Raw genomic sequence first — 20,593 nt, forward strand, 5'->3', positions numbered from 1 at the left:
GCGTGTGATGAAGGTACTGTATGGATACTGTTTTTGTATACAGTGTCTGCATCATAGCAAGCTCTCGCGAAGTGGCAAGAGGTGAGCGGATCGACCGGCGCCAATCCAGCGAAAGTGTGTCGTATGAATGTGCACCACATGTCGCTGATATATTTCTCGAGTGCTTGACTGCCCGTCATGGCGGGGCTGCGAGGTCAGGCGATCGGCTGCTCGGTGGTCAGTGTCGACCTCAGCTCGTAGAATGGCTCGCAGTGACCCCACGGGGTCTGCCCTTGATGTCGCACTCCGCGACGGCTCAGCCGCGAGAATCCGGGATGCCCAGCCAGCCTGCCAGCGATGAAGTTCGTAGCGCGCCGCCTCTGTTGGCGGTCGTGGCGCTCGGCTGTGAGCGTGATGAGCGCTGGCTGTTCGAGGGGCTGGATCTTTCGCTGCATGCGGGAGAGATCCTGCAGGTCGAGGGCCCCAATGGCAGTGGCAAGACGACCCTGCTCAAGATTCTGTCCGGTCAGTTCCATGACTACGAGGGCGAGGTGCTGTGGCGCGGCCAGCCCACCTCGCGGGTGCGTGACGACTTTCTGGGTTCACTGCTCTATCTGGGTCACCAGCCCGGCATCAAGGGCACCCTGACCGCCTTGGAAAACCTTGCCTGGTATCAGGCGCTTGGCGGTCAACCGCAGGCGAAGGTAGAGGCCCGCCGCGAGCTCGCCTGGGCGGCGCTGGACGCCGTGGGGCTGGCCGGTTTCGAGGATATGCCTGCCCAACAGCTGTCCGCCGGTCAGCAGCGGCGTATCGCATTGGCGCGGCTGCATCTGACGCCGCGCCGGCTGTGGGTGCTCGATGAGCCCTTCACCGCCATCGATCGTGATGGTGTTCAGGCACTGGAGGCATTGCTGCTGGCTCACGCCCAGCGTGGGGGCAGCGTGGTGATGACGACTCATCATCGCTTCTCGCAGGCCTCGCGCTTGCGCCGCCTGTGCCTGGGCGCGAAGGAAGGGGAGAAGGCCGAACAGGGTTCAGAGCAGGGTTCAGAGCAGGGCGTGGGCGGGAAAGACACAGCCTCGACACAAGGCGCCTCGGCATGAACCATGAGCTGCTGACGGCATTGCCCGAGGCCCCGCCCACCAGTTCGCTGGCCGGGGCCTTCAAGGCGACCCTCGCGCGCGACCTGCGTCAGGCGCTGCGCCGACGCAGTGAGCTGATCAATCCGCTGGTGTTCTTCGCCCTGGTGATCACGCTGTTTCCGTTGGGCATCTCCCCGGACAAGGCGCTGCTGGCGACGCTGGCGCCGGGCCTGCTGTGGGTGGCGGCATTGCTGGCGACGCTGCTGTCACTGGACGGTCTGTTCCGGCAGGATCTGGAGGACGGCAGCCTCGAGCAACTGTTGCTGACGCCGCAGCCATTGCCGTTGTTGGTGCTGGCCAAGGTGGCAGGCCACTGGCTGTTGACCGGCCTGCCGCTGGCGCTGATGGCACCCTTGCTGGGCGTTATGCTGGGACTGCCGAGCGGCGCCTTTGGCGTGTTGATCGCCTCGCTGGCGCTGGGCAGCATGAGCCTGTCATTGATCGGCGCGATCGGTGCGGCGCTCACGGTGGGGCTGCGGCGTGGCGGGGTGCTGCTCTCGCTGATCATCCTGCCGCTGTACATTCCGGTGCTGATCTTCGGCGCCGGCGCCGTACAGAGCGCCGTCAACGGCATGCCCAGTCTGGCCCATCTGGCCATTCTGGGCGCGATGCTGGCGCTGGCCCTGCTGCTGGCACCGCTCGCCATCGCCGCCGGACTCAGGCTGAGCATCAATGGCTAGTCCGATCAAGAACTGCATGACGCTGCCCGAGCATTCTCGGGCATTCGCAAGGCTCTTCATTGCCCCTGACAAGAGGCCCGTGTGACCGCCGACTCCGACTCTCCTCAAGCGCCTGCCCGCAAGGTTCGCCCCCGCAAGGGTGGGCTATGGCCGTGGCTGCATCGCATGGGCGCACCGGCGACCTTCTTCGCGGCCAGCCAGCGCTGGCTGCCGTGGCTCTGGGCCCTGGCGATCATGGCGCTGGTGGCCGGCAGTGTCTGGGGGCTGGCCTTCGCGCCCGCCGACTATCAGCAGGGCAACAGCTTCCGCATCATCTATGTGCATGTGCCGGCGGCGATTCTCGCCCAGTCGTGCTTCATGCTGCTGGCGGTGTGTGCGCTCATCTTCCTGGTGTGGAAGATCAAGCTGGCGGACATGGTCGCCACGGCCGCCGCGCCTGTCGGTGCCCTGATGACGGCGCTGGCACTGTTTTCCGGCTCGGTGTGGGGCATCCCCACCTGGGGCACCTGGTGGATCTGGGATGCCCGGCTGACCTCGATGCTGATCCAGCTGTTCCTGTATCTGGGCGTGATCGTGCTGCGTGGCTCCTTCGCCAGCCGTGACAGCGGTTCGCGCGCGGCCTCGATCCTGGCGCTGGTCGGCATGGTCAACATCCCGATCATCAAGTATTCGGTGGACTGGTGGAGCACACTGCATCAACCGGCCACCTTCACGCTCAGCGAAGCGCCGCCGATGCCGGCCAGCATGTGGATTCCCTTGCTGATGATGGTGATCGGCTTCTACGCCCTGTTCGGCGCGCTGGTGCTGATGCGCACGCGGGTCGAGGTGCTGAGACGCGAGAGTCGCAAGCAGTGGGTGCGTGATCTGCTGAGTCCGTCTTCGCGTGCGCGCCCCGACGCTGCGGTGGTCGCGACAGAAGGGGACAAGTCATGAACCTGCCGGGCATCGCTTTCTCGAGTGTCAGCGAGTTCTTCGCCATGGGCGGCCATGCGCTGTATGTGTGGTCGGCCTGGGGGCTGACGGCGGCGTGTCTGGTGGGGCTGGTGATCGCCACGCGGCTGTCGCGTCGCGCGCTGGAGGCGGATATCCGTCGCCGGCTGCGCCGTGACGCTTCTCGTCATTCTTCGCACCCTGCTTCACACCGCGCTTCGCATCGTTCGTCACATCAGGCTTCGCGCCACAGCTCTCGTGATTGAATCTGTTTTCTCCCTCCCGCGGCGGTTGTCCCGCCGGCCGCGAGAGGCTTGACCGTCCCTTGCCCTGATCGAGCCCTGACCATGACTCCCAAACGCAAGCAGCGCCTGTATATCGTCACGGCCATCGTGCTGCTGGCCGCCCTCGCGGTGGGCCTGACCCTCTATGCCCTGCGCGCCAACATCAACGCCTTCTATACCCCGACGCAGATCGCCACCGGCGAAGCGCCCCAGGGGCGGCAGATCCGTGCGGGCGGCATGGTGCGTGATGGCAGTGTCAGGCGCGACAACGAGACGCTGGATGCCATCTTCACCGTCACGGATTTCGATCATGACGTGACGGTGCATTATCAGGGCATCCTGCCGGACCTGTTCCGTGAAGGGCAGGGCGTGGTGGTGATGGGCACCTTCGATGGTGAGCATCTCGAGGCCAGCGAGGTGCTGGCCAAGCATGACGAGAAGTACATGCCGCCGGAGGTGTCGGAGGCGCTGAAGGCCTCCGGGCGTGATGTGTCTGGTAACAGGACGGGCAACCTGACCAGCGACAGCAGCGCAGCCAAGGCCGCGCTCGATCCGCAGGAGACCCCGTGATGGTGACGCAACTGTTGCCGGAAATCGGCCACTTCGCGCTGATTCTGGGCGCCTGTCTGGCCTGTGTGCAGGCGGTCGTACCGCTGGCGGGGGCCAGTACGCGCCGTCCGCTGTGGATGAGCTTCGCCCAGCCGATGGCCTGGGGGCAGTTCCTGTTCGTGCTGATCGCCTATGCCTGCCTGACCGCAAGCTTCCTGCTGGATGATTTCAGCGTCGCCTACATCGCCAACAACTCCAACAGCCAGCTGCCGTGGTACTTCAAGTTCAGCGCCGTGTGGGGCAGCCACGAGGGCTCGGTGCTGCTGTGGAGCCTGATACTGGCCGGCTGGGGCTTTGCCGTCTCGCTGGGCGCGCGCCATCTGCCGCGCGACATGCTGGCACGGGTGCTGGGCATCATGGGGCTGATCTCCACCGGCTTCATGGCCTTCGTGCTGCTGACCTCCAATCCCTTCGCGCGCCTGCTGCCGGACATGCCGGCTGACGGCGCGGACCTCAATCCGCTGCTGCAGGACATCGGGCTGATCATCCATCCGCCGATGCTCTACATGGGCTACGTGGGCTTCTCGGTGGCGTTCGCGTTCGCGATGGCGGCACTGATGGGCGGGCGTCTCGATGCGGCCTGGGCACGCTGGGCGCGCCCCTGGACCAACATCGCCTGGGCCTTCCTTACCGTCGGCATCGCGCTGGGCAGCTGGTGGGCCTACTACGAGCTCGGCTGGGGCGGCTGGTGGTTCTGGGACCCGGTCGAGAACGCCTCCTTGATGCCGTGGCTGGCCGGTACCGCCCTGATCCACTCGCTGGCGGTCACCGAGAAGCGCGGCGCCTTCAAGAGCTGGACGGTACTGCTGTCGATCTTCGCCTTCTCGCTGTCACTGCTGGGCACCTTCCTGGTGCGCTCCGGCGTGCTGACCTCGGTGCACGCCTTCGCCAGTGACCCCGATCGCGGGCTGTTCATTCTGGTACTGCTCGGCATCACCGTCGGTGGTTCGCTGCTGCTGTTCGCGCTGCGTGCACCGCGTGTGCGTTCGACGCTGGGCTTTCACTGGCTGTCGCGGGATGCCTTCCTGCTGGTCAACAATCTCGTGCTGCTGGTGATGATGGTCACCGTGCTGCTGGGCACCCTCTATCCGCTGGTGCTGGATTCGCTGGGGCTGGGCAAGATCTCGGTGGGCCCGCCGTACTTCAATGCGCTGTTCGTGCCGCTGACCACGCTGCTGTGCGCCTTCATGGGCCTCGGGCCGGCCTCGCGCTGGAAGCAGATGCCGGGGCGCGAGCTTACGCGTCGTCTGGCGCTGGCCGGCAGCGCGGCACTCGTCATCGGCGGCCTGCTGCCGCTGACGCTGGATATCGAGTGGAGCTTCTCGGTGGCGCTCGGGCTGATCATCGCGCTGTGGGTGGTGCTGCCTCTGCTGCGCGACCTGTGGGACAAGAGTGCCTCGAAGGCGGGGCGCTGGGCGGGGCTCAAGCGCCTCACGCCCAGCTACTGGGGCATGCAGCTGGCGCATCTTGGGCTGGCGGTGACCATCGTCGGCGTGACGCTGGTCTCCAATACCGAGGTCGCCGAGAACGTGCGCATGGTGCAGGGCAAGGAAGTCAGCGTGGGCGGCTATCAGTTCCGCATGACCGAACTTGGTGAATATCGCGGCCCCAACTACCTGTCGGACCGCGCCACGGTGGAAGTCAGCCGTGATGGCAAGGCGGTGACGACACTGCATCCCGAGAAGCGTCTGTTCCTGGCCAGCGGCATGCCGATGACCGAGACCGCGCTCGATGCCGGCTTCACCCGTGACCTCTACGTCGCCATGGGTGAGAAGCTGGATGACGACAGCTGGGCGGTACGCATCCAGGTCAAACCCTTCGTGCGCTGGCTGTGGCTGGGCGCCCTGCTGATGGGGGCGGGCGGCGTGATCGCCGTGCTGGATCGCCGTTATCGCCGCCGTGTCGAGGCCAGCACGGCGTCTGACACCCGCTCCCTCGCCACGCAGGAGGCTCGCCCATGAATGTTCGTCGTCTGGTGCTGTTCGTGCCGCTGGTGGTCGTGGTGGGGCTGGGTGCCTTCCTCTACCAGCGCCTCGATGATGACCCCTATGCACGGGACTCCGCGCTGCTGTCGCGGCCCTTCCCCGAATTCTCGCTCAGCACCTTGAGTGATCCGCAGTCGCGCCTCGATGCCTCGCTGCTCAAGGGGCAGGTCAGCCTCGTCAACGTCTGGGGCGAGTGGTGCCCGACCTGCAAGCACGAGATGCCGCAGCTGCTGGATCTCGCCAGCCGCGGCGTGCATATGGTCGGCGTCGACTACAAGGACACCCGCGCCAAGGGCCGTCAGTTCCTGGAGGAATTCGGCAACCCGTTCAGCGTCAATCTGTTCGATCCCGACGGCACGCTGGGCTTTGATCTCGGCGTCTATGGGGCACCGGAAACCTTCCTGGTCGATGCCGAGGGCGTGATCCGCTATCACCACACCGGCTACATCCGGCCCGAAGATGTCCGCGACGTCATCCTGCCGACGCTGGAGCGCATCGCGGAGCCCGCGACTAACGCCGCCAGCACGCCCGATGAGGAGGCCAGCTCATGAAATCCGTGCTCAGGAGTTTCGCCATCCCGCTGGTGCAGGCGCTGGTGGTGCTGATGTTTCTTGCCTGGCTGTCAGCCGGCAAGGCGCAGGCCGCCATCGAGATGCATCAGTTCGACAATCCGGTGCTGCAGAAGCGCTACGACAGCCTGACCGCCGCGCTGCGCTGCCCCAAGTGTCAGAACCAGGCGATCGGTGACTCGGACTCCCCCATCGCCGGTGACATGCGCCAGAACGTGGCGGACCTGCTCAAGGACGGCCGCAGTGACAGCGACATCCAGAATTTCATGGTCGCGCGCTTCGGCGAGTACGTGCTCTACAACCCGCGCCTCGATGGGCGCACCTGGCTGCTGTGGGGCGGTCCCGCTGTCCTGATTCTGCTCGGCTTGCTGGTCGTGACGCTGATCGTGCGCGCCCGGCGACGTGCGCGTGTGCGTGCGCTGGATGATGATGAGCAGGCGCGCCTGTCGGCACTGCTTGCTACGCACCGCCAGTCCATTGATGAGCAGCCTGGTGATGAGCAGCCCGGCGCTGGGCAACACACTGCCAAGGAGCGCTCATGATCCTGTTATGGCTGGCGATTGCCGTGCTGTTGATTCCCGCCGGCTGGCTGCTGTTGCTGCCGTTGCGGCGGGCGCGTCGCGTGCATGCCGATCAGCAGGCGTTCGAGGACTACGACAGCCTCGGCGCCGAGAACGTGCGTGTCTATCGGCGTCGACTGGCCTCACTGGAGCGCGGCCATGCGCGTGGCGAGCTGGATGACACGGCGCTGGCGGAAGGGCGGGTCGAGCTGGAACGCAGCCTGCTGGAAGACGCCGAATCCCTCAAGCGCTCTCCGCTCAAGGCGGCCAGCAGTGGCCGTGTGCTGGTGCCCGTGTTGCTGGTGGCGATGGTGGCGGGCTCGCTCTACTGGTATCAGCGCGAAGGCGCGAGCGGGGACCTGGCGCTGGCGCAGGCGATTGCCGCCACGCCGATCCACGATGCTGCCAGCTTCGAGGCGCGCATCGCCCGGCTGCGCGCCGAGGCCGAGGCCCAGCCCGACAACGCCAAGGTGTGGATGGCGCTGTTCCCGCTCTACCGCGATGCCGGACGTCTCGATGAGGCCATGCAGTCGCTCGAGGCGTTGATCACGCTCGAAGGCCGCGTGCCTGCGCTGATCGCGCAGCTGGCGCAGCTCAAGTTCTTCGCGGCCCAGCGCACCCTGACCGATGAGGTCCAGGCGCTGGTCGATGAAGTGCTGGCGGCCGATCCGCGTCAGCCGACGGTACTCGGCCTGCTCGGGATCGAGGCCTTCGATCATGCCCGCTATCCCGAGGCGATCGATTACTGGCGCAAGGCGATTGCCGGCTTCGAGAATCCCGATGCCGCCAAGGCGCTGCGCGAAGGTATCAAGGCCGCGCGCCAGCGCATGGCCAGCGCCGGTGATGTCGATACCTCGGTCGCCCTGGCCAACTCGGTCGCGCCAGAGCAAGGCTCGGCGGCTGATCAGGACAGCAAGGAGGGCGCCGCACGTCTGACGCTCAAGGTGTCACTGGACCCGGCGCTCGAGGCGCAGTTGGCGGCGATGCCGGTCAGTGCCGAAGCGGCGACCCTGTACATCGTGGCGCGTGATGGCGAAGGCAAGCTGCCGCCGCTGGCAGTGGTGCGCACCACCGCGGACAAGCTGCCGCTGACGCTCACTCTGTCGGACGACAACGCCATGGCCCCGATGGCGCGGCTCTCGATGGCCGAGCGCGTCACGCTCGTGGCGCGTATCTCCGCTTCCGGGCAGCCGACGGCCCAGCCGGGGGATCTCGAAGGCAAGCTCGAGAATGTCATCGTCACGCGCAGTGCCGATGCCGATGACGAGAAGGGCACTGATGCGACACAGGCGCCGCTGGCACTGCGCATCGATCACCGCGTCACTCAGTAAGCTGCGATTGGCCTTATATCCCGCGCGATGACGGCTTCGTTTGTCATTGCGCCGGTTGGGGCCATCGCCGCTTTTGGGTAGACTGCGCGCTGGTTTTTCGAAAATACCCTCGATGACCGGCTGTCTCGTCGTAAGGACATGTTTACCTTGCGGCGGTGCGGGCTCTTCTCGAAAGGTCTGCGACGCCGCGGTATTTCAGGTTTTCCTGCGTCAGAGCTTCTTTCTCCAGAACTTATTTCTTCAGACCTTCTTTCTCCAGACTCAAGGACGCGCCAGGCGCAATGCGGCTCAAATCGATCAAGCTGGTCGGCTTCAAATCCTTCGTCGATCCGGTCACCGTGCCCTTCGACAGCAACATGACGGCGATTCTCGGCCCCAACGGCTGTGGGAAATCGAACGTCATCGATGCTGTGCGCTGGGTGATGGGCGAGTCCAGCGCCAAGAACCTGCGCGGCGAGTCGATGACGGACGTCATCTTCAATGGCTCCACCGGGCGCAAGCCGGTGGGGCAGGCCTCCATCGAGCTGACCTTCGACAATGCCGACGGCAGCCTCGGGGGCGCCTGGTCCGAGTACGCCGAGATAGCGGTCAAGCGTCTGGTGACGCGCGATGGCCAGTCCGGCTACTTCCTCAATGGCCAGAAATGTCGCCGGCGTGATATCGCCGACGTCTTCCTCGGCACCGGCCTCGGGCCGCGCTCCTACTCCATCATCGGTCAGGGCATGATCTCGCAGCTGATCGAGGCGCGCCCGGATGACCTGCGCAGCACCCTCGAGGAAGCCGCGGGCATCTCCAAGTACAAGGAGCGCCGCCGCGAGACCGAGAATCGCATGAAGCGCACCCAGGAAAACATGGAGCGCCTGGATGACCTGCGTGAGGAGCTCGACAAGCAGCTCGAGCGCCTCAAGCGTCAGGCCGAGGCCGCCAAGCGCTATCAGACCCTCAAGCAGGACGAATATCGCCTCAAGGGCGAGCTGGCCGTGCTGCGTCGGCGGGGCCTGCGTGCGCAGCAGCGCGAGCAGCAGTCACGCGTCGCGGAGCTGGAAACCGGCGTCGAGCGCGAGATTCTCGGTCAGCGTCAGTGCGAGAGCCAGCTGGAAGAGCAGCGCTATCAGCACGACGAGCTGGCCGGTGAGCTGGAAACCCATCAGGCCGCCTTCTATGAGACCGGCGCCCAGATCGCGCGTATCGAGCAGAGCCTCGAGCACGCTCGCACCCGTGAGCAGCAGCTGGCGGCGGACCTCGAGATGGCCAGGCGTGAGCTGAGCGACATCCAGCGCGTCGAGGGTGAGGACGGCGAGCGCCTCGAGATGATCGATGCGCGCCTGGAAGACATCGCCCCGGAACTCGAGCTGGCCCGCGAGACCCTCGATGGGCTCGAGCTGTCATTGGATGAGGCCGAAGAGCGCCGCCAGGACAGCCAGAGCGAGTGGGAGCGCTTCAGTCAGGCCGACAACGAATCCCAGCGTGGCGCCGAGCGGGCCCAGAGCGAGATCCAGCAGCTCGAGAATGCCATCGCCGACGCCGAGCGCCAGCGCGAGCGCCGTCGCCAGCAGCTGGCGGAGCTGCCGGATGTCGCCGAGTTGCGTGAAGCCCGCGAGGAGCTGCGCGAGCAGCTTGATGAATTGTCGCTCAGCGGCGAATCACTGGAGTCGCGCCGCGAGCAGGCCAGTGAAGCCCGTGAGCAGGCCCAGGCCGATCGTCTGGCGCTGGATGGAGAGCGCGATCAGCTGCGCCAGCGTCGCAACGTCTTACAGGGTGAGAAAGCCTCGCTTGAGGCACTGATCGACGCGGCGCTGCGTGACGACGATGACAGCCTGGCGAGCCATCTGGAGCAGCATGGGCTCGCCGAGACCCCGGCGCTGGCCGAGGGGCTCGAGGTCGCCGAGGGCTGGGAATCGGCCAGCGCCTGGGTGCTGGGGCCCTTCCTCAAGGCGCGTCTGGCGGCGAGCGAGCCGTCGCGGCTGGCTACGCTGATGGACGAGCTGCCCGGCGGCGAGCTGTTGCTGGTCGATGGCACGCCGGCGTCCAGCGCGGCAGCCCGCCCCGCTGGCACCCTGGCGGCGCAGGTGAGCGGCGCGGATGCCTTGGCCGGTTGGCTGGCCAGCATCCACTGTGTCGAGTCGCAGGCAGCCGCCTGGGCCAGGCGTGATTCGCTGGCCGCGCACGAGAGCGTGCTGACCCCGGATGGCCTGTGGCTGGGGCAGGGCTGGAGCCGCCGTCAGGTGGCCGGTGAACGTGCCGATAGTGTCATCGCCCAGCGGGCGCGCCTCGAGCAGGTCGTGCTGGAGCTCGAGTCACTGGACGAGCGTCTCGAGGAGATCGAGACGCGTCTGGCCGCAGCCGCCGAACAGATTGCCGGCGCCGAGCAGCAGCTCGAGCATCTGCGCGTCGAAGAGCGGGAGCTTGGCGAGCGCCAGCGTGAACTCAGTCTCAAGGAGGCCGGCATCGCCAGCCGCCTGGAGCATGTCGATGGCCGCGCTCGTGAGCTGGATGAGGAGCTCGAGCAGCTGGCGGAAACGCGCGAGACTCAGGCCCTGACGCTGGAGGAGGCGCGCGAGCGCTGGCAGCAGGCATTGGAGGCGGTCGAGAACAATGCCCAGTCGCGCGAGTCGCTGGAGCGTTCACGGCGCGAACATCAGGAGGCGCTGGCCGGGCTGCGTGCCCAGCTGGCGCCCGCGCGTGAGCAGGTCAATCGTCTCGACATGGAGTGTCAGCGCCTGACCACCGAGCGTGACGGCATGCAGGGCCAGCGCATGCGAGCCGTCGAGCAGCGCGAGAAGCTCACCGAGCGCATCGAGATGCTCGAGGCCAGCCGCGAAGAAGCCTCACTGCCGCAGGAAGAAGAGCGCGAAAAGCTCGAGATGCTGCTCGAGACGCGTCTGTATCAGGAAACCAAGCTCAACGCCTGTCGTGACAAGACTCATGAATTGGTCGAACAGATGCGTCAGGCGGAACAGTCGCGTCAGACTCATGAGCGCAATCTCGAGGGGATTCGCCAGCGCCTCGAGGAAGGCCGCATGCAGGTGCAGGCGCTGACCCTCAAGGGCGATGCGCAGGACGAGCAACTGGTGGAACTGGGCTATGACGAGGCGGCGATCACGCAGCTCGAGGACGAGCTGGACCCCAATGCCACCGAATCGGCCTGGAGTCACAACCTCGAGCAGATCGGTGAGCGCATCAAGCGGCTGGGGGCCATCAACCTGGCGGCCATCGAGGAATACGACCAGCAGGCCGAGCGTCGCAACTATCTGGAAGCCCAGCATGCCGAGCTGAGCGAAGCGCTGGAGACCCTCGAGCGCGCCATCCGCAAGATTGACCAGGAAACACGGGTGCGCTTCAAGGACACCTTCGACAAGGTCAATGCTGGAATCCAGGCGCTTTTCCCCAAGATCTTCGGTGGCGGGGCCGCGTGGTTGACGCTGACAGGTGATGATTTGCTGGAGACGGGGGTCGCGATCATGGCGCGGCCACCGGGCAAGAAAAACTCCACCATTCACCTGCTGTCAGGCGGCGAGAAGGCACTGACGGCACTGGCGCTGGTCTTCGCCATCTTCCAGCTCAATCCGGCCCCGTTCTGCATGCTCGATGAGGTGGATGCACCGCTGGATGATGCCAACGTCGGACGCTATGCGAGGCTGGTGAAGGAGATGTCGGAAAGCGTACAGTTCATCTATATCACCCATAACAAGATCGCCATGGAAGCGGCAGATCGGCTGATGGGTGTCACCATGCAGGAACCCGGCGTCTCGCGCCTTGTCTCTGTAGGGATAGAAGAAGCTGCCGTGCTTGCCGAAGCGTGAGGGAAAAGCCGTTCAGGAGGGCAAGGTCATCCTCCGGCGCGGTAGCCAGTGGCCGCCTTGGCGGCCTAGTTGGCAAGATCGTGTTGCATCTAGAGATCGAAAGCACTACGAGTTTGCGTCATAGTGTCAGTCAGGGATAATTGAAGGGCGATTGCGCAGGTCACCACCACAGGATTGACATTCGAAAAAATGTCCCCTTTTTCTGCAATCGCGCTATGCTGTTCACGTGCATGGTGCCCAAGCAAACAGGCTAATGACCCATGGAATTGAGAGAGTGGCTCATCTTGTTGGGGTTGGTGCTGGTCGCAATCATCGTCGTTGACGGTGTGCGCAGGCTCCAACGTCAACGTCGAGTACCCCGACTGGATCGAGCGGGTACAGAGGATTCCACCGACGATGCGGGCAATCCCGCGGTGGAAGAAGAGGAAGAACGTGACAACTGGGAGCTGCCGAACGGCGGCTACCGGGTGGTTGGCGATTCCGAGACGCATGCCGAGGCCGAGGAAGATGTCGTGCTCGACAATGCGCACGGCATCAAGGCCTCGCGGGTGACTCAACCGAGTCGTCCGGCGCAGCCCATGGAGCGTCGTGAAGCGCCGGAGCGCAAGGGCTTCGGCGAGCGTGCGGCTGCCTTCGGTGCACGTGCCAGCCAGTCGATGCGCGACGTGACGGCCAGTCTGGGCGCACGGCGTGATGATGAGCATGAGCACGACGATGCGCATCGTGAGCCCGTGCTCGGCAGCGCCTCCAGTGAGCAGGCCGAGACGGCGCGCGAAGACGACTTCCATGAGAAGCCGGTGATCACTGCCGAGGACGACAGCATCAGCGTCTCCTCCACCCAGGCCGATGATCTCGAGCCGATGGCCGAGATCGAGGAAGGTCAGGATGTCAGGACTGAGGCGTCCTCCGCTGGCAAGCCGGCCGATGTCGCCAGCAGTGCTTCCCAGCGCCAGGAACCTTCACTGGAAGCGGCCACAGCGCCTGCTGCCGATGCGACAGCCCCCGAGGATGATCGTCATCCGCTGGTGCTGCGTGCCGAACGCAATCAGGTCGATGACCAGCTCGCACGTGACACCCTGGCCGATGCCAGTGAAGTCATCATCATCTCGGTGATGGCGCGTGGCGATGAAGGCTTCAGTGGTGAAGACGTGCTGGGCATCTCGCTGGCCTGTGGTCTGCGTCATTCCGAGATGGGGCTGTTCCTGCGCCACGAGGAAGATGACGACGACAGCCCGCTGCAGTTCGCGATGGCCAACGTGGTCAAGCCGGGCATCTTCAAGCCGGCCGAGATGGTGGACAGCCAGCTGGATGGCGTCACCTTCCTGATGCCGCTGCCGGGCGCGGACGACACCTCCGCCGCCTTCGAGACCATGGTCGAGATCGCCATGCTGCTGGTGCGTCGTCTGGGCGGTGAGCTGAAAGACGAGAACCACAGCGTGATGACGGCCCAGACCATCGAGTTCAAGCGCCAGCAGGTGCATGAGTTCGAGCGTCGCAATCGTCTGCATCGCTACCAGGCCAACTGATCGACTCCCCAGCCATTCTCTGAGTCGACCAGTCATGCCAGAACGCCAACGGCGACCTTCGGGTCGCCGTTGGCGTTTGCGTATCCTGCCGACCTCTTGCAGCCTTTGACGCTCCCTGCCAGTCGCCCGAAGTGCTTGAATGTGTGGCCTGTCGATCACATTGAGTACAATGGCAGCATCAAGGCGACCCCTCTGCCTGCAAGCCTTTGCAAGCTCTTGCAAGTGCGTCAGGTCGGAGGGTTCGCCACCCGTTTTCAGGTCGCTCAGCGCTGCCTTCTGGCAGTGCTGGCGAGCCACTGTTTCGAGTGAGTGTCATGTCAGCCCAGGATGATCTGTTTTCGGCGCCTGCCGATGATTCCAACGCCTCGAGCGCTTCCCGCTCCGCGGAACCGGCCGTGGTGGAAGGCGTGCCTGCCAAGGTGATGGAGGAGGTCGCGCAGCTGCATCGCGAGCTGCTTGAGGCCAGCCACCGCTATTACGTGCTGGATGATCCGACGCTGACCGATGCCGACTACGACACGCGCCTGCGTCGCCTCGAGGCGCTGGAAGCCAAATATCCCCAGCTGATCACCTCGGAATCGCCCACCCAGCGTGTCGGAGCCGCGCCGGCCAGCGGGTTTGAAGAAGTGCAGCATGCGGTGCCGATGCTGTCGCTCAACAACGCCTTCGATGACGATGAGTTGCGCGCCTTCGTGCAACGTGCGGCGAAAACGCTGGAGCTGGGAGATGCTCAGGATGCGGGTGACGAGCTGAGCTTCTGCTGCGAGCCCAAGCTCGATGGCCTGGCCGTGTCGCTCATCTACGAGAATGGCGTGCTGGTGCAAGGCGTGACGCGCGGCGATGGCCGCACCGGCGAAGGTATCACCACCAACCTGCGCACCATCCGCTCGATCCCGCTCAAGCTGCGGGGTGATGATCTGCCGGAGCTGCTGGAAGTGCGCGGCGAGGTCTACATGAGCCACGCTGGCTTCGAGGCGCTGAACGCGCGCGGCCGCGACGAGGATGGCAAGGTGTTCGCCAACCCGCGCAATGCCGCCGCCGGCAGCCTGCGCCAACTGGATTCCAATATCGCCGCCTCGCGTCCGCTGGAATTCTGCGCCTATCAGGTCGCGCGGGTGGACGATGCGCTGCTCGCTAGCGAGGCCGGTCAGAATCATTCCGGTCTGATGGCGCTGCTCAACGACTATGGCTTCCGCACCAGCCCGCAGCTTGAGGTGGTGCGCGGTGCTCAGGGCATCATCGACTACACCCGCCGCCTCGGCGAGCAGCGTGATGGCCTCGACCACGACATCGATGGCGCGGTCATCAAGCTCGATGCACTGCGTCTGCAGCGTGAACTGGGCTTCGTGGCGCGCGCGCCGCGCTGGGCCATCGCCTACAAGTACCCGGCGCAGGAACAGGAAACCACCCTGGAGGGCGTCGATTTTCAGGTCGGACGCACTGGCGCGCTGACGCCGGTCGCCCGACTGGCACCGGTGCAGGTCGCCGGTGTGGTGGTCTCCAACGCCACACTGCACAACATGGACGAGGTGGAACGTCTCGGCGTGCAGATCGGTGACAGCGTCATCATTCGGCGCGCCGGCGATGTCATCCCACAGGTGGTGCGGGTCGCCAGCGAAGGCGCCAGCCGCGAAGCCATCGTGCTGCCGGACGGCTGCCCGGTGTGTGGCTCCGAGATCGAGCGCCTCGAAGGCGAGGTGGTGGCACGCTGCGCGGGCGGACTGATCTGCGCCGCGCAGCGCAAGGAAGCCCTCAAGCACTTCTCCAGTCGCAAGGCGCTGGATGTCGATGGCCTCGGCGAGAAGCTGATCGAGCAGCTGATCGAGCGTGAGCTGGTCAAGACGCCGGCGGACCTGTTCCACCTGGAAGCTGCCACGCTCGCCGAGCTGCCGCGCATGGGCGAGAAGTCCGCCGCCAATCTGGTCGCCTCGCTGGACAAGAGCCGCAACACCACCCTGGCGCGTTTCATCTACGCCCTCGGCATTCGGGAAGTCGGTGAAGCCACCGCCGCGAATCTGGCCACGCACTTCGGCACCTTGGAAGCGCTGCGTGCAGCGGATCAGGCCGCGCTGGAGGCAGTGGAAGATGTCGGCCCCATCGTCGCCGCGCATATCCATACCTTCTTCCAGCAGCCGACCAACAACGAGACGCTGGAAGCGTTGCTCGCCTGTGGCCTGAGCTGGGAAGAGGTCGAGATCGGTGAGCGCCCCCAGCCGCTGGCAGGCCAGACCTGGGTGCTGACCGGCAGCCTCGACAGCATGACGCGTGATGAAGGCAAGGCGCGTCTGCAGGCGCTGGGCGCCAAGGTGGCGGGCAGTGTCTCGAAGAAGACCGCCGGTGTGGTCGCCGGCGAGGCAGCGGGCAGCAAGCTCGAGAAAGCCATGCAGCTGGGCCTCACGGTGCTGGACGAAGAGACCTTCGTGAAGCGCCTGGCCGAATGGGAATCCGGTGCTGATGCACAGCAGGACAATCCGCAAGACAGTGCGCAAGCCAATGTGCAAGACAGTGCGCAGGACAGCGCGGGAGAGGATGCATGAGTACGGATACGCTGAACGATGCACCGCAGGCGGCGTCACGCCACCCTGATGATGGACAGGAGCTACCCATGAGCCAGATGCCACTTGATCAGATGGACCCGCGGGACCGCTTCATCGAGGTACCGCAGACCATGCTGCCCGCCGATACACGGCGCGCCCTGCTGGAAGCCTTCGTCACCCGTCAGGGCTATGACACCACCGATGTCGGCGAAGGCATGGCCGGCTGGGTCGCGGAGCTGGAAGGCCAGCTGTCACGCGGCAAGCTGTTGATCGTCCATGACATCGGCACCGAATCCACCGAGGTGATGACGCTGGAACAGTGGCAGTCCTTCGGTCGCCAGCTGGCGGACGATGAGGAAGAGGGCGACTGAGCCCAGCCAGCGGTCATGATGTGTGGAGCATGCCCTGATCCTTACCCTGCCCCTGACCTCGAGGCTGGAAACGACAACGCCCCTGGCACAGGCCAGGGGCGTTGTCGTTCATGAAGCGCCAGTTGTTGCGGTTAGTGGCGTCTGGCGATGCGCCGGATCATGCGAACCACATCGGCACGACCAGGCTCGAGATCAGCAGAATCAAGGCCCCGCCCAGGCGCGAGGAAATCTGCGCGAAGGGCATCAGCTGCATGCGATTGGCCGCCGAGAGTACGGCGACGTCACCCGTGCCGCCCATGTTGGCCATGCACAGGCCAGCGGTGATGGCGGACTCGATGGGATAGAAGCCGACCAGCTTGCCCACCAGGCCCGCACCGAAGGCGGCGCCCGCGACGACACCGAACACGATCACCACGTAGGTGATGGTGATGGCATCGATCACCTGGCCCAGATCGGTATAGGCCACGCCGATGCCGAACAGCAGCGCGAAGGTCCAGTTGCCTGCCACGAACCGGAACCATTGAGCGGCGGCCTGATTGATGTTCTCCGGTACCAGGTTGGCGCACTTGAGCACGGCGACCGCGATGATCATCAGCGCGTAGGGGTGCAGCGGAATGACCTTGCCGAGAATCTGGCTGGCGACGAAGAAGCTCAGCGCAATCACCATGCCGATGCCCAGCTGGGACAGGTCAGGCGTGCTCTTCTCTTCGCGGACATTGACGCCCGGCATCATCTGGCCGCCACCGGTCAGTGACGGGAAGCGCTTGCCAAGCCCGTTGAGCAGCCCGGCAATGATGATGGCGAAGACATTGCCCAGGGCCAGTGCCGGCACCAGGATCGAGATATAGTAGCTGGCCGGTTGCCCCAGCAGCTGCTCGTAGATCTGGCTCATCGGCACGGCGCCGGCGCCCATGCCGCCGCCCATGATGGGCAGGGCGATGACCATGACGGCATCCTTGGGCGAGAAGCCCATGACCCAGCCGACCAGCATCGCGAAGAGCGCCGCGAACAGCACCGAGCACAGCAGCGGCAGCGCGAAGCGGGCCCCGACCTTGACCAGTACGCGGGAGTCCATGCCGAGAATGCTGCCGGTGATCAGCGCCGCGATGTAGAAGTTCAGAAAGCCACCGGCCTTCATGAACTCACTGACATTCGCCGTGACTTCCTGCGGCAGCCAGCCGCTGTAGACCAGCGCTGCGGCACCGAAGATGGCGAGAATGGCGCCGCCACCCAGATAGCTGTTGATGATCGGCAGGCGGTCGCCCAGAAAGCCCAGCAGCTCCCCGAGAATCATCATGACCAGCAGCGCGCCGATCATGCCCGCAGGCAGGGTGTCGGTGGCGATGGCGGCGACAAGAACCAGGAAGGACAGGGCGAAGATCGGCAGCGACATGCCGAAGATGCGCGTCTTCTGCCAGGGGGACTCTGCGGCAGGCGTGGCCGTGGCGGTCTGCGAGGAATGTGTCATGCATGCTCCTTGTCCTGCACTCTGTCGTTGCAGGACCTGTTGTCATGCCCGGACGCGTTGGCGTGGCATCGCGGGATCGTTTGGGACGGGGAAGGGACATCATGTTCGCGCACTGGATGCGCGTCACAGGGAGCTTACGGTGTGGCTCCCGAGGGCCAAGTTTTGCGAATTAAAGAAAGCCTTTTGAAACTTATGAAAGCGCCGGCTGCCGCTCGCCCATGCGCCGGGCCGAATGGCCATGCCACCAAGGGGGCACATGGCTTGTCCGGCGTGTTGCGGCATTCTCAACCCGGACTGAGCGCGCTGACCTCATTGCTCGCCGCCGGCATGGTGATCGTCAGCCTGCTGGTCGCGGCCTGGCTCTTCAGTGCCCAGCTGGAGCGGACCCAGCGCGAGATTCAGGGCCAGCGCATTGCCGCTCTTGCCCAGCGTATCGCGCGTCTGCCCGAGGTGCGTTCCGCCCTGAGCGAGGCCAGCTCGCCGCAGGCTGCGCCTCCTGTCGCGGACAGCCGCCTGGCGGCACGCATCGAGCGACTGCGTCGGGAGAATGCCGTCGACTTCATCGTGGTGATGCGCCCGGATGGCTTGCGGCTCAGTCACCCGGACCCCGCACGCATCGGGCAGCCCTTCCAGGGTGGCGACGAACAGCGTGCGCTTGCCGGCGCCTCCTACCTCTCCGAATCCCGCGGCACGCTCGGCGAAAGCCTGCGCAGCTTCGTTCCGGTCATGGCGAATGCGTCCAGGGGCGGTGAGCGCGCCGTCGTCGGTGCGGTGGCCATCGGTATCACGCTGGATTCCCTGGGGCGGCGTCTGGCCGATGAGAAGCGCCAGCTGCTGCTCGGACTAGGTTTGTTGATGCTGTTCGGCACGCTGGGCGCACTGGGACTTGCGCACTATCTGCGCAGACAGCTCAAGGGACTGGAGCCGGCGGCCATCGCGCGGCTGGTGGAGGAGCATCAGGCGGTGCTGGCCAGCCTGGAAGAGGGCATCATCGTGGTCGACCCCGAGGGGCGGATTACGCTGGTGAATGCCGCGGCGCGCGAGTTGCTGGGGGCCTTGCCGACGCTGGGAGAGCGCCTTGATGACTGGTTGCCCGACACCGGCATGCGTGAGTGCCTCGTCGCGCACCAGCCGGTGAGCGAGCAGGAAGAGACCCGACTGCGCCAGGTGACCCACGGCGGGCGGCGATTGCTGGTGCGTTGCCAGCGGGTGCATGATGGCGAGCTTCTGATGGGCGGCGTGCTGGTACTGCGCGAGCACGACCGCATGCAGCGCCTCGCCGAGGAGCTGACCGGCGTCCGCCGCCAGGCGGAGTCACTGCGTGCCGCGCGCCATGAGTTCCGCAACCGGCTGCATGTGCTGTCGGGCCTGACACAGATGCAGGACCTCGCCGGTCTGCGCGATTATCTGGCGTTGCTGGTGGAGCGGGAGTTGCCGGCGGATGCCGCGGCCGCCGAGCGCATCGTGGACCCTCTGCTGGCAGGCCTCTTGATCGGCAAGCACAGCGAGGCTCGCGAGCGTGGCATCACGCTGACGGTCGAGTTGGAGATCGAATGCCATCATGGCCGCTGCGCTGAGTGGGGAATGTCACAGGACGATGGCGCTCAGGCCGAGTTTCCGGTGCTGGAGCGTAGCTTGAGTCATGATCTGGTCAGCGTGATCGGCAATCTGCTCGACAATGCCTTCGAAGCGCTGGAGGAGGTGGGCGCTGACGCTCACGCCCCGTCTGTGACCCTGGGGTTGATGCTGGAATCACTGGACCCGTCGGCAGAGGCGCAGTTGTCGATCAGCGTGGCGGACAACGGCCCCGGCATGCCGACGGAGCTGAGGCAGACGGCACGCATGGCGGGGGTGAGCAGTCATGGAGAAGGCCGCGGGCTGGGCCTGTCGCTGGTGCAGGAGATCGTGACCGCGCGCGAGGGAGAATGGCACCTCTATGCGCCCTCGGGCGGCGGTACCCTGGTCGAGCTGACCCTGCCTTGCCGACTGCTGACTGGCGCGGCGCCCTGATAGGGGGCCGCGCATCACAGGATGGCGTTGCGGCCGGAATTTGCACAACGAAGGAGCCAGAGCGCATGCGTGTGCTGATAGTCGAAGACGACCCCATGGTCATGCGTCTCAATGTCGAATACCTCAGTCGCATCGACGGCATGCGCCTGGTGGCCCAGTGCGAGGATGTCGCGACGGCACTCGACGTGCTGGCGCAGGAAGCGGTGGACCTGGTGCTGCTGGATGTCTACCTGCGCAGCCGCAGCGGGCTGGAAGTGTTGCGATGGCTGAGGCGCCACGCCGCCCCCGATATCCAGGTGATCCTGATCACCGCCGCCAGTGAGGCGGACACGGTGCGCAGCGCACATGCGCTCGGGGTGTGCGATTACCTGGTAAAACCCTTCAGCTTCGCCCGTTTTCAGCAGGCGTTGGCACTGGCGCGTCGCGGCCGCCAGCAGCTGGAGAGCCTAGAGGGTGAAGTCAGCCAGCAACAACTGGACCAGCTTTTCGGCGTGCAAGGGCTGGTCAGCGGCGCTGCGGGCGCGGTACCCGAGGGGCGCCTGCCCAAGGGCGTGACGGCGGCATCTCTAGCCCTGGTGGCCAGTGCCATCATGGCGCTGCCGCGTGAGGAAGGCAGCTTCACCAGTGAGGCGTTGCTGCCTGCCACCGGCATGTCGCGAGTGACCATCCGCAAGTACCTGCGCCATCTCGCGGCCTGCGGCATGCTCAGCGAGGCCTTCCACTACGGTCAGATCGGCCGGCCATCCTTCACCTATCAGGTCATCGACCGTCAGGCCCTGTCCAGACAGTGCCGTCAGGCCTGAGTGATG

At 65.4% G+C, this 20,593-nt stretch carries 16 protein-coding genes; 15 read left to right on the plus strand and 1 reads right to left on the minus strand.

The window, feature by feature from the left end; all coding sequences use genetic code 11:
• Positions 1-314 precede the first annotated feature (314 nt).
• The 13 genes from ccmA to CLAM6_RS02005 all read left to right on the plus strand — a co-directional run bounded on the left by ccmA (position 315) and on the right by CLAM6_RS02005 (position 16,306).
• Positions 315-1,082, plus strand: a complete 768-nt coding sequence (gene ccmA, locus CLAM6_RS01945; protein ID WP_084589400.1) for a cytochrome c biogenesis heme-transporting ATPase CcmA — start codon at positions 315-317, stop codon at positions 1,080-1,082.
• Positions 1,079-1,801, plus strand: a complete 723-nt coding sequence (gene ccmB, locus CLAM6_RS01950; protein ID WP_043333704.1) for a heme exporter protein CcmB — start codon at positions 1,079-1,081, stop codon at positions 1,799-1,801. Before ccmA ends, ccmB begins: the two co-directional genes overlap by 4 nt.
• 165 nt (positions 1,802-1,966) lie before the next feature.
• The gene (locus CLAM6_RS01955) at positions 1,967-2,734 is read left to right on the plus strand and encodes a heme ABC transporter permease (RefSeq protein WP_153636755.1); all 768 of its coding nucleotides are present in this window, start codon (positions 1,967-1,969) and stop codon (positions 2,732-2,734) included.
• Complete coding sequence (gene ccmD / locus CLAM6_RS01960; RefSeq protein ID WP_217485884.1) at positions 2,731-2,997, plus strand: heme exporter protein CcmD; 267 nt, start codon at positions 2,731-2,733, stop codon at positions 2,995-2,997. The genes CLAM6_RS01955 and ccmD overlap by 4 nt, the downstream gene beginning before the upstream one ends.
• 81 nt (positions 2,998-3,078) lie before the next feature.
• A complete protein-coding gene (gene ccmE, locus CLAM6_RS01965) occupies positions 3,079-3,585 on the plus strand; it encodes a cytochrome c maturation protein CcmE (RefSeq protein ID WP_153635084.1) in 507 nt (168 codons plus the stop codon).
• Entirely contained in the window at positions 3,585-5,585 is a 2,001-nt protein-coding gene (locus CLAM6_RS01970) for a heme lyase CcmF/NrfE family subunit (RefSeq protein ID WP_052384550.1), read from the plus strand. Before ccmE ends, CLAM6_RS01970 begins: the two co-directional genes overlap by 1 nt.
• Positions 5,582-6,160 carry a DsbE family thiol:disulfide interchange protein gene (locus CLAM6_RS01975; protein WP_052384551.1) on the plus strand — a complete coding sequence of 193 codons (579 nt, stop codon included), beginning with the start codon at positions 5,582-5,584 and terminating at the stop codon, positions 6,158-6,160. Before CLAM6_RS01970 ends, CLAM6_RS01975 begins: the two co-directional genes overlap by 4 nt.
• Positions 6,157-6,720: a cytochrome c-type biogenesis protein gene (locus tag CLAM6_RS01980; protein ID WP_064503285.1), complete on the plus strand. Its 564-nt coding sequence runs from the start codon at positions 6,157-6,159 to the stop codon at positions 6,718-6,720. Before CLAM6_RS01975 ends, CLAM6_RS01980 begins: the two co-directional genes overlap by 4 nt.
• A complete protein-coding gene (gene ccmI / locus CLAM6_RS01985; RefSeq protein ID WP_064503286.1) occupies positions 6,717-8,069 on the plus strand; it encodes a c-type cytochrome biogenesis protein CcmI in 1,353 nt (450 codons plus the stop codon). Before CLAM6_RS01980 ends, ccmI begins: the two co-directional genes overlap by 4 nt.
• A 281-nt stretch (positions 8,070-8,350) precedes the next feature.
• Positions 8,351-11,872, plus strand: a complete 3,522-nt coding sequence (gene smc, locus CLAM6_RS01990) for a chromosome segregation protein SMC (protein WP_043333705.1) — start codon at positions 8,351-8,353, stop codon at positions 11,870-11,872.
• A 413-nt stretch (positions 11,873-12,285) separates the two neighbouring features.
• On the plus strand, positions 12,286-13,398 hold the full coding sequence (locus CLAM6_RS01995; protein ID WP_043333706.1) for a cell division protein ZipA C-terminal FtsZ-binding domain-containing protein: 1,113 nt from the start codon (positions 12,286-12,288) through the stop codon (positions 13,396-13,398).
• A gap of 422 nt (positions 13,399-13,820) precedes the next feature.
• The gene (gene ligA / locus CLAM6_RS02000) at positions 13,821-15,935 is read left to right on the plus strand and encodes an NAD-dependent DNA ligase LigA (RefSeq protein WP_052384565.1); all 2,115 of its coding nucleotides are present in this window, start codon (positions 13,821-13,823) and stop codon (positions 15,933-15,935) included.
• Between the two features lie 92 nt (positions 15,936-16,027).
• Positions 16,028-16,306 (plus strand): YheU family protein, encoded by a 279-nt coding sequence (locus tag CLAM6_RS02005; protein ID WP_043333752.1) that lies wholly within the window; start codon positions 16,028-16,030, stop codon positions 16,304-16,306.
• A 157-nt stretch (positions 16,307-16,463) separates the two neighbouring features.
• On the opposite strand, the gene CLAM6_RS02010 is transcribed toward CLAM6_RS02005, so the two are convergent.
• Entirely contained in the window at positions 16,464-17,774 is a 1,311-nt protein-coding gene (locus tag CLAM6_RS02010) for a 2-hydroxycarboxylate transporter family protein (RefSeq protein ID WP_043333707.1), read from the minus strand.
• 192 nt (positions 17,775-17,966) lie between these two features.
• On the opposite strand from CLAM6_RS02010, the gene CLAM6_RS02015 reads away from it, so the two are divergent.
• Both CLAM6_RS02015 and CLAM6_RS02020 read left to right on the plus strand, forming a co-directional pair.
• Positions 17,967-19,784: an ATP-binding protein gene (locus tag CLAM6_RS02015; protein WP_052384552.1), complete on the plus strand. Its 1,818-nt coding sequence runs from the start codon at positions 17,967-17,969 to the stop codon at positions 19,782-19,784.
• 65 nt (positions 19,785-19,849) lie between these two features.
• A complete protein-coding gene (locus CLAM6_RS02020) occupies positions 19,850-20,587 on the plus strand; it encodes a response regulator (protein WP_043333708.1) in 738 nt (245 codons plus the stop codon).
• The last annotated feature ends 6 nt before the right edge of the window (positions 20,588-20,593 follow it).

This window comes from Cobetia sp. AM6, from assembly GCF_009617955.1.
Classification (GTDB): Bacteria; Pseudomonadota; Gammaproteobacteria; order Pseudomonadales; family Halomonadaceae; genus Cobetia; species Cobetia amphilecti.

Coding starts and splice junctions, on each gene's coding strand:
- ccmA (WP_084589400.1), top strand. CDS start 315: ATGCCCAGCCAGCCTGCCAGCGATGAAGTTCGTAGCGCGCCGCCTCTG.
- ccmB (WP_043333704.1), top strand. CDS start 1,079: ATGAACCATGAGCTGCTGACGGCATTGCCCGAGGCCCCGCCCACCAGT.
- CLAM6_RS01955 (WP_153636755.1), top strand. CDS start 1,967: ATGGGCGCACCGGCGACCTTCTTCGCGGCCAGCCAGCGCTGGCTGCCG.
- ccmD (WP_217485884.1), top strand. CDS start 2,731: ATGAACCTGCCGGGCATCGCTTTCTCGAGTGTCAGCGAGTTCTTCGCC.
- ccmE (WP_153635084.1), top strand. CDS start 3,079: ATGACTCCCAAACGCAAGCAGCGCCTGTATATCGTCACGGCCATCGTG.
- CLAM6_RS01970 (WP_052384550.1), top strand. CDS start 3,585: ATGGTGACGCAACTGTTGCCGGAAATCGGCCACTTCGCGCTGATTCTG.
- CLAM6_RS01975 (WP_052384551.1), top strand. CDS start 5,582: ATGAATGTTCGTCGTCTGGTGCTGTTCGTGCCGCTGGTGGTCGTGGTG.
- CLAM6_RS01980 (WP_064503285.1), top strand. CDS start 6,157: ATGAAATCCGTGCTCAGGAGTTTCGCCATCCCGCTGGTGCAGGCGCTG.
- ccmI (WP_064503286.1), top strand. CDS start 6,717: ATGATCCTGTTATGGCTGGCGATTGCCGTGCTGTTGATTCCCGCCGGC.
- smc (WP_043333705.1), top strand. CDS start 8,351: ATGCGGCTCAAATCGATCAAGCTGGTCGGCTTCAAATCCTTCGTCGAT.
- ligA (WP_052384565.1), top strand. CDS start 13,821: ATGGAGGAGGTCGCGCAGCTGCATCGCGAGCTGCTTGAGGCCAGCCAC.
- CLAM6_RS02005 (WP_043333752.1), top strand. CDS start 16,028: ATGGACCCGCGGGACCGCTTCATCGAGGTACCGCAGACCATGCTGCCC.
- CLAM6_RS02010 (WP_043333707.1), bottom strand. CDS start 17,774: ATGACACATTCCTCGCAGACCGCCACGGCCACGCCTGCCGCAGAGTCC.
- CLAM6_RS02015 (WP_052384552.1), top strand. CDS start 17,967: ATGAAAGCGCCGGCTGCCGCTCGCCCATGCGCCGGGCCGAATGGCCAT.
- CLAM6_RS02020 (WP_043333708.1), top strand. CDS start 19,850: ATGCGTGTGCTGATAGTCGAAGACGACCCCATGGTCATGCGTCTCAAT.